The organism is Kitasatospora sp. NPDC091257 (assembly GCF_044757675.1).
Classification (GTDB): domain Bacteria; phylum Actinomycetota; class Actinomycetes; order Streptomycetales; family Streptomycetaceae; genus Kitasatospora; species Kitasatospora lactacystinica.
Genome location: NZ_JBIVVI010000188.1, coordinates 1 through 10,095 on the forward strand (window position 1 = coordinate 1; position 10,095 = coordinate 10,095).

12 protein-coding genes are annotated in these 10,095 nt (G+C 71.4%); 11 read left to right on the top strand and 1 reads right to left on the bottom strand.

From position 1 onward, the window contains the following. Positions 1-69 precede the first annotated feature (69 nt). The 9 genes from ACIQOV_RS11830 to ACIQOV_RS11870 all read left to right on the top strand — a co-directional run bounded on the left by ACIQOV_RS11830 (position 70) and on the right by ACIQOV_RS11870 (position 7,187). Entirely contained in the window at positions 70-1,344 is a 1,275-nt protein-coding gene (locus tag ACIQOV_RS11830) for a hypothetical protein (protein ID WP_401047665.1), read from the top strand. A 446-nt stretch (positions 1,345-1,790) separates the two neighbouring features. Next, positions 1,791-2,636 (top strand): hypothetical protein, encoded by an 846-nt coding sequence (locus tag ACIQOV_RS11835; RefSeq protein WP_401047667.1) that lies wholly within the window; start codon positions 1,791-1,793, stop codon positions 2,634-2,636. Beyond that, a complete protein-coding gene (locus tag ACIQOV_RS11840; protein WP_401047669.1) occupies positions 2,633-3,532 on the top strand; it encodes a hypothetical protein in 900 nt (299 codons plus the stop codon). The genes ACIQOV_RS11835 and ACIQOV_RS11840 overlap by 4 nt, the downstream gene beginning before the upstream one ends. Further along, a complete protein-coding gene (locus tag ACIQOV_RS11845; protein WP_401047670.1) occupies positions 3,529-4,467 on the top strand; it encodes a hypothetical protein in 939 nt (312 codons plus the stop codon). Before ACIQOV_RS11840 ends, ACIQOV_RS11845 begins: the two co-directional genes overlap by 4 nt. Continuing rightward, positions 4,464-4,823 carry a hypothetical protein gene (locus tag ACIQOV_RS11850; protein ID WP_401047671.1) on the top strand — a complete coding sequence of 120 codons (360 nt, stop codon included), beginning with the start codon at positions 4,464-4,466 and terminating at the stop codon, positions 4,821-4,823. Before ACIQOV_RS11845 ends, ACIQOV_RS11850 begins: the two co-directional genes overlap by 4 nt. Continuing rightward, positions 4,820-5,293 (top strand): 6-pyruvoyl trahydropterin synthase family protein, encoded by a 474-nt coding sequence (locus ACIQOV_RS11855; protein ID WP_401047674.1) that lies wholly within the window; start codon positions 4,820-4,822, stop codon positions 5,291-5,293. The genes ACIQOV_RS11850 and ACIQOV_RS11855 overlap by 4 nt, the downstream gene beginning before the upstream one ends. After that, the gene (locus ACIQOV_RS11860) at positions 5,290-6,024 is read left to right on the top strand and encodes a 7-carboxy-7-deazaguanine synthase QueE (RefSeq protein WP_401047676.1); all 735 of its coding nucleotides are present in this window, start codon (positions 5,290-5,292) and stop codon (positions 6,022-6,024) included. Before ACIQOV_RS11855 ends, ACIQOV_RS11860 begins: the two co-directional genes overlap by 4 nt. Further along, positions 6,021-6,614 carry a GTP cyclohydrolase I gene (gene folE / locus ACIQOV_RS11865; protein WP_401047679.1) on the top strand — a complete coding sequence of 198 codons (594 nt, stop codon included), beginning with the start codon at positions 6,021-6,023 and terminating at the stop codon, positions 6,612-6,614. The genes ACIQOV_RS11860 and folE overlap by 4 nt, the downstream gene beginning before the upstream one ends. A 102-nt stretch (positions 6,615-6,716) precedes the next feature. Continuing rightward, on the top strand, positions 6,717-7,187 hold the full coding sequence (locus ACIQOV_RS11870) for a hypothetical protein (RefSeq protein WP_401047682.1): 471 nt from the start codon (positions 6,717-6,719) through the stop codon (positions 7,185-7,187). A gap of 129 nt (positions 7,188-7,316) precedes the next feature. Here the strand turns inward: ACIQOV_RS11870 and ACIQOV_RS11875 are convergent, their stop codons facing one another. After that, entirely contained in the window at positions 7,317-7,511 is a 195-nt protein-coding gene (locus tag ACIQOV_RS11875; protein ID WP_401047685.1) for a hypothetical protein, read from the bottom strand. Positions 7,512-8,171: 660 nt separating this feature from the next. Here ACIQOV_RS11875 and ACIQOV_RS11880 point away from each other — a divergent pair. Together ACIQOV_RS11880 and ACIQOV_RS11885 are read left to right on the top strand one after the other, a co-directional pair. Then, the gene (locus ACIQOV_RS11880; RefSeq protein WP_401047687.1) at positions 8,172-8,801 is read left to right on the top strand and encodes a hypothetical protein; all 630 of its coding nucleotides are present in this window, start codon (positions 8,172-8,174) and stop codon (positions 8,799-8,801) included. A 221-nt stretch (positions 8,802-9,022) separates the two neighbouring features. Continuing rightward, on the top strand, positions 9,023-10,066 hold the full coding sequence (locus ACIQOV_RS11885) for a hypothetical protein (RefSeq protein ID WP_401047690.1): 1,044 nt from the start codon (positions 9,023-9,025) through the stop codon (positions 10,064-10,066). Positions 10,067-10,095: the final 29 nt, after the last annotated feature.

A 10,095-nucleotide genomic window follows, 5' to 3' on the forward strand; every position in this document is an offset into this window, starting at 1 on the left:
CCCGCCCACCCCGCCCGCAGGGCCGCGTCCTGTCTGCGCGGCCCTGCGGCCTTCCCACACGGACACCTCATGAAGCTCCCCATCGAGCGCGCCCGTACGCTCGCCGCCGCCCGCCTCATCGGGCCCAGCCCACTCCCGTGCCGGTGCGGCGCCCCCCGGCACGCGCACCGGGGCCAGAAACGCTCCGGCGGCCACCCCGCCACCAGCTGCGCCCGCTACCGCCGCGACCCCGCCGACCTGCTCCTCGAACGCGCCCAGACGGCGGCCCACAACCGGCTCGGGGACGACCTCGCAGCGTCCGAGCGCACCGGCCGACGCCGCCGCTCCCGCCGCCCCAAGCAACCCGGCCAGTGGTCGATCGGCGCGTCCGACACCAGCTCCTGCCGCCGCGCGATCTGGTACCGGGAGGACCCGCCGTCCGGCTATGTCCCGGCCCCAGTCGATCGGCGCGCGGCCCGGGCCGGAACGCTGATCCACGACTCGGTGTCCCGCCGCCGGCGCGCCCTCTACCCGTGGCGGTTGTACGAGCAGTCCGTCACCTTGCCGGGCCTGGACCGGCCGAGCCGCTACGACGAGTACGACCCGGTCACCGGCGTCCTCTATGACTACAAGACCGCCGGGGACTGGAAGTGGTCGCTGGTCGGCGACGACGGCCCGCCCGAGACGGAGTGGGACCAGACGCAGCTGTACGCCCTTGCCCTGAACCTTGCTGGCGAGCGGGTGACCGAGGTGAGGATCGTCTACTTCGAGCGCAAGAGCGGCGCGGACGAGGAGTTCGCCCGGCCCTTCGACGAGCAGGCCGCCCGGCGGGCGCTCGGCCGGTTGACCGCGATCGCCACGGCCCTGGACCTGGGCACCGCGCTGCCCCGGGACCGGTCCGGTCCGAGCACCGACGTGATCTGCCGACGCTATTGCCCGGCGCGCGTCGACTGCTGGAACATGCTTCAGGCCGAGGCCGTCGGCCGTTCCCCGGAGTCGTACACCCTCGTCACCGACAAGGCCGACATCGAGTGGGCCCTCGGCGAGTACGACCGGCACCGTGCCGCGAAGTCCGCCGCCGAGAAGGCGCAGAACATCGCCCGGGCGCTGCTCGACGGGGTGCCGCCCGGCACCTACGGCGCGTACGAGTACATGCACATCGCCGGGCGGCTCAAGGACCCCGAGCCCGACACCGCCGCGCGGGTGCGGCAGCTGGAGGCGTTCTGGGACAACCAGCCCAACGAGCGCCCGGCACTGCACGAACTCGACTACCCCACCAAGCGGACCCGCACGAGCGGCAGCACCCAGGTCCGCAGAGTCCGCGCGGCCAAGCGCGGCGCCCCACCGGCGCGTGGAAGCCAGTAAGGACGCCAAACCCTGCGCGCATCACTCGCCCTGGCCAGGCACTCCCTGCCCGTGCCTGGCCAGGCCCACCCCGGACGTCGAAGCGGCCGCACTGTCCGCCGTCTGATCTAACGTCCGGTCATCACAGGCAAGTTGAGAGGAACACCGTGACCAGCCCGCACGACCCCGCAGCCGACACTCCTCGCTCGCCCTGGTTCGCCCGGCGCCCGGCCCCCCTCCAACCCGCCGCGCACCTCGTGCCGGTGAGGCCAGCCGGAGACCTTGGCACACCAATCTACGAACAGCTCGTCGCCGAGTTCGGCGACCCGTTCAGCCGGATCGGCCCGATCCACGCCCGGTACCTGCACCGACCCCTCTCGCATCCGGCCGGTGGCTGAACCGCGACCCCAGCGCCGGAAGTTGCTCGACGCGACCTAACCGCGGGCGGCCGCCTAGGTTCCCCGCTCATGGCAGCCCCCCGCTACATCGACTACATGCCGCTGGACGAGGTCCGGCCCGCCGCCCGCAACCCGAAAGGGCACGACGACGACGGGCTGGATCGCTCCGTGGAGCAGTTCGACTTCACCGAGCCCGGCCTGCTGGACGAACGCACCGACCGGCTGGTGGCCGGCCACGGCCGCTACGAGACCCTCGCGCGCCGCCGCGACGCGGGGAAGCAGGCCCCGGACGGGGTGGTCGTCACCGCCGACGGCACGTGGACCGTCCCCGTGGTGCGCGGCTGGGCAAGCCGCGACGACGCCCACGCCGAGGCCTACCTGATCGCCTCCAACAACCTGACCACCGCCGGTGGCTGGGACGGCGAGGGTCTCGCGGCGATGCTCTCCGACCTGGAGCAGGTGGATCCGGAGCTGTTCGCCGCCACTGGATTCGACCACGCCCAGATCGACGCCATGCTCGAGGACGTCGCCGCGGGCGGCCAGGCCGACGACGCGGCCGAGGCGGAAGACGACGGCGCCGCCGAGCCCGAGCAGCTCAACCGCGGCGACCTCCTGGCCCTGGCCGGTGTCACCGTCGGGGAGCCCGAGCACCAGGTCGAGACCGGCCAGGTGTGGGAACTGGGCGAACACCGCCTCGTCGTCGCCGAGGTCTTCGACGGCTGGCCGCAGTGGACCCCGCTGCTGATCGAGGGCAGCCTCTTCCTGCCCTACCCCACCCCGCTCGCCCCGTTCGCGGACCGGGCCGTCGGCCGGCGCCTGGTGATGGTGCAGCCCGAGCGCTACCTGGCCGGTCACCTCCTCGACAAGTGGGCGCGGATCAGCGGTGTGGCGCCCACGCTTCGGGACGAGTCGTGACGACCGTCCTACCGACCGCCGGGGGAACCTTCGACCGCTCGGAGCGGCCCATCTACTTCACCGCGGGCGGAGGCGAGTTCAACGCCGGCCCGCACGTGCTGACCGCCGTCAACGACCTGCTGGGCGACGCCGAGGAGCGGCGGCTGCGCGACCTGCTGGACGCCGGCTGCAAGGTGCTTCTGGACAGCGGCATCTTCTGGCTCACCAACCGGCACCGGCGCGCCCACGGCGTCTCTATGGACGAGGCCCTCGCGCTTCCCCCGGAGCAGATCGACGGGTTCGCGGAACTGCGCGAGCGGTACATCTACCTGGCCCGCACCTACGGCGACTGGCTGTGGGGCTACATCGAGCTGGACCAAGGCGGCCTGCTGCACAAGCGGGCGCAGCGCCAGGCCCTGCACGACCTCAGCCTGTCGCCGATCCCGGTCTACCACCCCCTCGTGGACGGCTGGGACTACCTTGACGAGCTGGCCGAGCAGTACGACCGGATCTGCGTCGGCAACATCGTGCAAGCCCCCGCCCCGGTACGCCTGCGGCTGCTGCACACCATCTGGGAGCGCCGCCAGAGCTACCCGCACCTGTGGATCCACGCGCTCGGGCTGACCGCGAACGAATGGTGCCTGGCCGTCCCGCCGGACTCCTGCGACTCCTCGTCGTGGCTGGCGCCGCTGCGCTGGAACCACCAGCGGATCGAGACCGCCCTGCTGCGCCGCGTCGGCAACCTGCCCGCCGGCTTCCGCTACGCCCCCGGCGACAGCAACTCCTACCAGGCCGCCGCCCGCCTGTGCGCGGACGCCGCAACGGCGCTGGGTGCGTGCTGGCGGCACGCCGCCCACCGCGTCCAAGAGCTGACCGACGCCCCCGACAGCACCGAACTGGAAGGGGCGCAGCGGTGAGCCCGAGCCACCAGCCCGCCGCGGTGAAACGCACCGGCGGCGGCGCGTTCGACCCGGCCGATCGGCACCTGTACTTCGCCGCCGGGGACTCCGAGCACTACCCGCACCACGTGCTGCTCGCCACCAACGACCTGCTGACCGCCGGCCACGAACGGAGGTTGGTCAAGCTGCTGGACGACGGGCACCAGGTCCTGCTGGACAGCGGCATCTTCTGGCTGACCAACCAGTACAAGCGGGCCCACCCCGGCATCTCCATGGACGAGGCCCTACGCCTCGCCCCGGAGGAGATCGACGGGTTCGATGACCTGTACTCCCGGTACGTCGAGCTGGTGCAGCGCCACAGCGACCGGCTGTGGGGCTACATCGAGCTGGACCAGGGCGGCCGGGACAACAAGATCCGCACCCGCGCCCGCCTCGAGGCCGCAGGCCTCGCGCCGATCCCCGTCTACCACCCGCTCGTGGACGGCTGGGACTACTTCGACGAGCTCGCGCAGCAGTACGACCGGATCTGCCTCGGCAACGTCGTCCAAGCGCCCAACCCGGTGCGGCTGCGCCTGCTGCACACCCTGTGGGAGCGCCACCGCCAGTACCCCGCCCTGTGGGTCCACGTCCTCGGCCTGACGGTCAACGAATGGTGCCTGCCGGTGGCCCCGGACTCCTGCGACTCCTCCACCTGGCTCGGCCCGCTTCGCTGGCCCGACGTCCGCGTGGACTCCGCGCTGCTGCGCAAGGTCGGCGTGATCAACCGCGGCTTCGCCTACGACCTCGACCAGCCGGCCCACCCCACCCGCGGCCGCACCGCCTGCTGCCTGATGTGCGCGCAGACCGTCGAGGCGACCACCGCCGTGTGGCGACTCGCCCGCACCACCCGCGACGAGCTGCTCGGGCAGCCGTCCTACCCGCCCTTCACCGACCCGGAGGAACGATCCTCGTGAAGCCACCTGCCACCGTCTGGGCCAAAGTCGAGCTGCCCGGATTCCACCACTGGCCCGCCGCGCCCGACCACCGCTCCTACCTTCGGGCCCGGCACCGCCACCTGTTCCACATCACGGTCGCCGTCGCCGCCGCCCACGACGACCGCGACACCGAGTTCCACGACCTCGGCGACCTGATCCGCGGCTGGTGGGGCCCGGGAGCCCGCGAGTGCGGGCCGGCCTCGTGCGAGACCCTGGCGCGCACCCTCGCCGAACACGTGAGCAGCGTCGGCCTGCGGGTGACGATGGTCGCGGTGTCCGAGGACGGCGAGGCCGGTGCGGTCGTTCACCTGGGGGATGCGGGGGAGCAGCTGTGAGCCACGCCGTCACCGTCCGCCACAACTTCGAGAGCGCGCACCGGCTGCCGCACCTCGCCGGGAAGTGCGAGAACCTGCACGGACACAGCTGGCTGGCCGAGATCACCGTGACCGCCCCGGTGCTCGCGGCCGGCACCGTCGTGGAGTTCGGCGCATTCAAGCGGGCCCTGCGCACGTGGATCGACACCTTCCTCGACCACGGCACCATGCTCGGAGCCAGCGACCCGCTCGCCCCGGTCCTCGCCGGGCAGGGCAGCAAGCTGTTCCGCTTCGGCGCCGAGGACCCCACCGAGCAGGAGCAGCACGCCGCCGGCCTCGGCTGGCCGAGCGTGGAGGCCGTCGCCGAACTGCTGGGCCGCGTCGCCACGGAGGCCCTGCACACCCTGCCCCGCGCCGCCGGCGCGTACGTCTCCCACGTCGGCGTGTCCGAGACCGCCGTCAACGCCGCGTCCTGGACGGCGGCCCCGTGAGCGCCCTCGTTGTCCCGGACGCCGGCCTGCCCGTCGTTGAGGCCTTCGGGCCCACCATCCAGGGAGAAGGGCCATCGGCTGGCCAGAGGGCCCTGTTCCTGCGCCTGGGCGGCTGCAACCTCAGCTGTGGATGGTGCGACACCCCGTACACCTGGGACGGCAAGCGGTACGACCTGCGCAAGGAGATCGGCCGCGTCCCCGTTGTCGAACTTGCCGAGTGGGCCGCCGGGCACCCGCACGCGATCATCGTCATCACCGGCGGCGAGCCGCTGTTGCACCAGCGCACCGACGCCTGGCGCTCGTTCATGGCCGTCCTGCGCTACACCACCCGCCGCGTCGAGATCGAGACCAACGGCACCCTCGCGCCGAAGCCCGTCAGCCTCGGCGTACCGCGGCTGGCCTTCAACGTCAGCCCCAAGCTGGCGAACTCCGGCATGCCGGAGGAACGGCGCATCAAGCCGGAAGCCCTGGAGGTCTTCGCCGACCTCGCCCACAAGCAGCGCGCCCGCTTCAAGTTCGTCGCCTCCGGCCCCGACGACCTCGAGGAGATCGCCGGCCTGGTGGACCGCTTCCACCTGCCCCCGCACGCGACCTGGGTGATGCCCGAAGGGACCACCGCCGAACGCACCATCGAGGTCGCCCGGTCGCTGGCCGACGACGTGATCGAACGCAACTGGAACCTGACGATGCGGCAGCACGTGCTGCTGTGGCCTGGAGAACGCAAACGATGACCACCCCCGCCATCCCCGTCGACCTGGCCGGTGCGACCTTGCACGCCGCAGGCCTTCTCGCCGCGCTCGGCATCCCGTGCGACACCGAGTCCACGGCCGCCACCCCCCGGCGCATGGCCAAGGCCCTCGCCGAGCTGACGTCCGGCGTGCGCCTGGACCCGGTCCGGCACCTCGCCGTCACCTTCCCCCCGGAAGGCGAGCGTGCAGCGCTGATTGCCGCCGTCGATGTCCCGTTCGACGCGTTGTGCGAGCACCACATGCTGCCCTTCCAGGGCCGGGCCACCGTCGCCTACCTTCCGGCCCCGGGAGCCCGCATCGTCGGCCTGTCCAAGCTCGCCCGCCTCGTCCAGGAGTTCGCTGCTCGACCGCAGGTCCAGGAGCGACTGGGTCAGCAGGTGGTGGACGCTCTCGGCGCGCACCTCGACATCCAGGGCGCGGCGTGCCTGATCCGTTCCCAGCACGCCTGCATGACCACGCGCGGCGCCCGCGCGCACGGCGCCGCGATGGTCACCACCCACCTGACCGGGGCGCTCCACGCCGACCTGGCCCGTCGCGCCGAGGTGCTCGCCCTCGTGCCGCCACCGGCCTGACACGGCACGGGAGTTGTGCCCAAGCGGACTGTTCCACGGGAGGATGGCAGGGCCAGGCCGGGACCGCGAATCCCGGCCGCCCACACCAAGGAGACACGAACGATGCTGCTCAGGGTTCCTCTTGACCTGCCCGCCACCGCGCTGCGGGTCGGTGACCTTCGCGGATTCCTGGGGGTGATGCCCGATGACCTGCTGGTCATCGCCGACTGCCCCGGGCCGGAGGGCTCGGGCCGTACCGTGCTGGGGTGGCCGGTGAAGGCGCCGGTGCTTGACGAGTCCGGCCGCCGCGTGCCCGTGATCGCCCTCCCGCAGGTCAGCACGGACGACGAGCACACCATGACGGTGTCGCGCCTGTACAGCCTCCTCGCGGACCTGCCTGCGGATGCGCCCGTTGTGACGGTCTGGGAGGCCGAGGACGGCCCCCGCCAGACGACGGTCGGCACTCCCGAGTTCGGTGACCTCATCAACGAGGACTCCGGACTCACGGTCCGCGTGGTCGTCCTGCCCGCCGTGCTCAGCGGCGCGACCGGCACGGCGTACGACGAGATCGCCTACAACCTCGGCTGGGAGTAGCCCGGCAGCCCGGGTGGGCACCCCGTAAATTTACGGAGTGCCCACCCGGCTCGACGTCGCGCTACTCACGTGAGTAGGTGCTCGGCGGCGCCGGCAGGCTGCCGCAGCCGGCGTCCGGCCGCAGACCTGCTACCGGCGGAGCAGCGACCACAGGAGCGGGCCGGTGAGTCCGATGAGCGCCGAGGTGGCCGTCGGCCACCCGACCTGGGTGTGCAGGCTCGCGGTGGTCAGGGCGCCGTGGCCGCACACCGCGAGGTCCCGCCAGGTCACCGGCCGGTCCGCCATGGAAGGCGGAGGCGTGGAGCCCTTGGGCTGTGTCATCATGGGCATCGTTCCATTTCTGCTAAACGCATGCGGGAAAGCGGAGCGCGCGGGTCGCCCTCGGCAAAGGGTGGCCCGCATCCGCGCACTGATCCTAGGACTTGGCTGACGCCTCGCCAAATCCAAAAAGTGCCTACACGAATCGCCCCAGCTGTCGGCCGGTGGGCTGGAGATTTAGGTCATCGAAAGAGGCCGCCGCTCCAGTTGTCGCCCACGATCCCGCCTAGGTGCGAGCCTTCTTCCCATGTCAAGGCGGCTTTCGAAGTCGAGTTCCGGGCCCGTTATTACGGGCAAGGGAAGTCCCTAATGCCCGCCGAGGCATTCCCCTAAAGTGCTAATATGAAAAATAGGGCACGCCTTTCCATTGTTTCGGGTTGGCCCGAAAGGGTTAATGAAAGCGTACCTTGAAGAGGGTGCGCAAAGCCTCCTTTCGAATCCTATTGCGTGCACCCTTTTCAAGGGCTCCGGGTTGGCGTTTCCCGGGAAGGGAATCGTGCTTTAAATGTCTCATCGGGGGTTGGCGCTCCTGGCTTTCCGGTTCCTCTTTGGGTCGAAAGGGGAACCGAATAGGGTGTCCGAACGCGAGGCTGGATACCCATGGGCGCTGGCCTTCCAGCGCTCTCGAGGCGTCGTTGACCTGGGGTTCGGCGTACGTTCGGCCTCGTGAGTAGCCGCCGCGGTCGCCGTCCCGCCCTCGATCCGGAGGTGGAGAAGCGGTTGCTGGACGCGGTCCGGGCGGGCGTTCCGGTGAGCGACGCGGCGCCGATGGCCGGCATTCATCCCAGCACCGTGTACCGGTGGCTGGAGCGAGGGGAGCAGGAGCAGCAGCGGCGGGAGGCCGGTCTGCGGGCCCGGGCGGGCGAGCAGTCCTTCTGCGAGTTCCGCGACAGGTTCATGCGCGCGCGCAGCGAGGGCAAGGCACAGCTGGTGCTGCTCGTACGGAAGGCCGCGACGGGCGGACACGTGGTGCGGGAGCGCACCCGGACGGTACGCGACCCGGAGACCGGCGAGCGGGTTGTGCAGGTCGAGCGGGACTTCGCCCAGCCGGACTGGCGGGCGGCCCAGTTCCTTCTCGCGTGCCTGGCGCCGGAGACGTTCGGCCGGGCGGCGCAGGCCCGGATCGAGCTCGCGCCGACGGGTGGCGGCGAGCTGGCGGCCGCCCCGGTGGGCCGGGAGGACAGTGTCGAGCGGCTGGCGGCCCGGCTGGCCAAGATTCGCAGCGACTTCGTGGCGGAGCTGGAGGAGGACGCCGCGGTGGTCGACGCGGAGCTGGTGGATGGCCCGGACGGCTGAGGCGAGGGCCGCCGGTCCCCGGCGAGCCGCCCGGTCCGGTCGTGATCGGCTCGGATGTCCGTGCGGGCCATTTGGTCCAACTCATGTGCCATATAAGGCTGTTGTCCTCTCCATCCCCCTTGGCGAGTGTGGGCACAGTCGGGCCAAAGAGGCCCAAAGGGGGACAGGGGAGAGTCCACATGGCGAGCAAATACGTTGAACTGGGCCGGGCCACTGCCGTGGTGGCCGAGCAGGTCGTTGCCGAGCTGACGTCCGCCAACCGCGTGCTGCACAGCGTCGGCCTCGGCGAAGTGCCGGACTACGCGATCAACGGCGGCATCCTGCTCAGTACCCTCCCGCAGGACGTGCTGAGCCTGGCCGAGGTGCGGCAGATGACCACCCTGGCCGCGCTGTGGCGGCTGTGGTCGAAGGGGAAGAACGTCGCCGCGATGCACCCCGACATGGCGTCTGAGCTGGCGACGTACCGGCTCGGCACCCTGCCGGGGCAGCTGTTTCGCAACCTGGCCCGCCACCCCAACCTGATGGTGGTCTTCGCCGAGCCGCCCGCGATGGAGCTCAGCGTGGGAGGCGGCGGGAGCGGACGGCTGTTGGCGATGCTCTTCAGCGGGCGGCGCACCCCGGACAAGTTGCTGTGCCTGACCAGCGACCACCGGATGGATGAGATCGCCGTCGCCGTGATCTGCGAGCCGCTCGCCGAGGACGGTACCCCGCTGCCCCCTCCGCCCGGCGGTACAACACCGGTGCTGGAGTTCTGCCACCTGTCGATCCCTGCCGGGGCTGGCGACAGGTTCACCGCCGAGGAACTTGCGCTGAGGATCGCCCGCAAGGGCGGCCAGGAGGCGCCGACCGATGCCCAGCGCGCGATCGTGACGAGGGCTCTGCAGGTCGCCGTCTACCTGTGCTCCTCGAAGGCGGACATCGCCGAGCCGCCGCGAGGCAAGGCCGCCAAACCCGGCAAGCAGCGGCGCTGGAACAAGCCGGACACCTTCCTGCGCCTTGGCTGGCGGCTCGGCCCGCGTCTGAAGGCCGCCCGGGAGCGCGTCCAGGAAGCGCGGCGCGGCGCCGCTCAGGGCACCGGCGGCAGTGGCGCGGCAGGGGGCTGGAGGCAGTACCCCCACCAACGGGGCGGGCACATGAGGACCGTCTGGTACGGGCCGGGACGCAGCCTCGCCGACTCGCGGCTGATCGAGCCGTACTGGGTGTCGCAGGACTTGGTCAACGCGGACGGGGAAGCCCCCGAAGGCATCATCCGGCCTGTGAGGTAAGGCTGTTGTCCACCTCGGAATAGGTGGGG